The sequence below is a fragment of the Actinoplanes campanulatus genome (assembly GCF_014647795.1).
Taxonomy (GTDB): domain Bacteria; phylum Actinomycetota; class Actinomycetes; order Mycobacteriales; family Micromonosporaceae; genus Actinoplanes; species Actinoplanes campanulatus.
This window is the reverse complement of record NZ_BMPW01000065.1, coordinates 1-1,749: the sequence shown is the minus strand read 5'-3', so window position 1 is coordinate 1,749 and position 1,749 is coordinate 1. Positions and strand designations below refer to the sequence as shown.

Annotated in this window: 3 protein-coding genes; 2 read left to right on the top strand and 1 reads right to left on the bottom strand. The window is 72.9% G+C overall.

Translation table 11 applies throughout. The features are described 5' to 3' along the window. Positions 1–430 (bottom strand): FGGY family carbohydrate kinase (locus IEZ13_RS46030; protein WP_268240225.1); only part of this gene is annotated, 430 nt, incomplete at its 3' end. An 87-nt stretch (positions 431–517) separates the two neighbouring features. Here IEZ13_RS46030 and IEZ13_RS46025 point away from each other — a divergent pair. Beyond that, positions 518–1,279, top strand: coding sequence for an IclR family transcriptional regulator (locus tag IEZ13_RS46025; protein ID WP_183221672.1), 762 nt, complete (start codon positions 518–520; stop codon positions 1,277–1,279). A gap of 49 nt (positions 1,280–1,328) precedes the next feature. Then, the coding region (locus IEZ13_RS46020) for an FGGY family carbohydrate kinase (protein ID WP_268240224.1) at positions 1,329–1,749 on the top strand (421 nt) is incomplete at its 3' end.

Here is a 1,749-nt window from a genome sequence, read left to right as displayed (position 1 = left end):
GGGTGTGCTCCAGCAGCCACTGGATCTTCGTGGCCGAGAAGTAGGTGGCCGGCGGCAACCCGGTGCGATCCCGGATCAGGTCAGGATCGAGAGCGGAGACCAGATAATCGGTACGGGTGTCCTGCCACACGATCGCTGGGGCCACCGCCGTGCCGCTCGCCCGGTCCCACAGCACCGCGGTCTCCCGCTGGTTGGTGATCCCGATGGCGGCCAGGTCGGCCGGGGCCAGCCCGGCGCCGGCGAGCGCCCCCTCGATGCACTTGAGGGTGTTCTCCCAGATCTCCGCCGGATCGTGTTCGACCCAGCCGGAGCGTGGCTGGATTTGCCGGTGTTCCAGCTGGTGGCGGCCGATCTCGCGACCGGCCCGGTCGAAGATCATGAACCGCGTGCTGGTGGTGCCCTGATCGATCGCGCCGACGTAGCGCCCCACATGCCCTCCCTGTCAGCCGTGTTCTCGACCGCGACGCTATGAACGGATCGGGGGTGCGGCAACGGCTCGCGTGCGACAATGTCGCACGTGCCCGGCATGATCCAGTCCATCGAGCGGTCGTCGGCCGTGTTGCGCCTGCTCGCGGCGGGGGAGGACCGGCTGCGCGTCAAGGAGATCGCGGATGCGCTCGGCCTGCCGAAATCCACGGCGCACAGCATCCTGCGCACCCTGGAGCACGTCGGGTTCGTCGAGCAGGATCCGCGGACCGCCCGGTACCGGCTCGGCCGCGGGCTGCTCGAACTGGGCTCCGCCGGGATCGACGCCAACGAGCTGCGCGGGCGTGCCCTCAACTGGGCGGACGCGCTGGCCGCCCGCAGCGGCGAAGAGGTCCGGCTCGGCGTGCTGCGCGACGGTGAGGTGATCGTGGTGCACCACGTGTTCCGGCCGGACGACTCGGCCCAGTCACTCGACACCGGGGTGCGGCTGCCCGCCCACGCGACGGCGCTCGGTCAGGTGCTGCTCGCTCACGACGCGACGGCCACCGAGGCCGCCGTGGCGGGCGGGCTGGACGCGTACACCCGAAGGACGGTGACCGACCGGAGAGCCCTCGCCCGGGCACTCGCCGAGACCCGCGCCCGAGGCTGGGGTCTCTCGGTGGAGGAGTGGCGGCCGGGCCTGGCCGCGATCGCCGCGCCGGTGCGCACGTCGGGCGGGCTGGTCGTCGGCGCGGTGGGGATCGCCGGGCCGGTGGAGCGGCTCACCGACACGCGGCGGCAGGCCCGGCCCGGCCTGGTCGAGCATGTGGTGGCGGCCGCCCGGTCGATCTCGCGGGACGTGGCCGGGTCATGAGCGGGTGTGCGGGCTCCCGGCGCCTCGGGAGCGGAGCGGAGGCGGCGGCATGAGCTACGTGCTGGCGGTGGATCAGGGTACGACGTCGACGCGGTGCATCCTGTTCGACCGGCGGGCGACCGTGGTGTCGGTGGTGCGGGCCGAGCATCAGCAGTCGTATCCGCGGCCCGGCTGGGTGGAACACGACGCGGCCCGGATCTGGCGGGACGTGCGGCGGCTGATCGAGCGGGCGTTGCGGGAGGCCGGTGTCCGGCCCTCCGAGGTGGCCGCCATCGGGATCGCCAACCAGCGGGAGACCACGGTGCTGTGGGACCGGGCGACCGGTGTGCCCGTGGCGCCGGCGATCGTCTGGCAGGACACCCGCGCGGCCACCGGCGACATCGACGCGGATCTCGTGAGAAGCCGGACGGGACTGCCGCCGGCCACCTACTTCTCGGCCACGAAGATCCAGTGGCTGCTGGAGCACACCC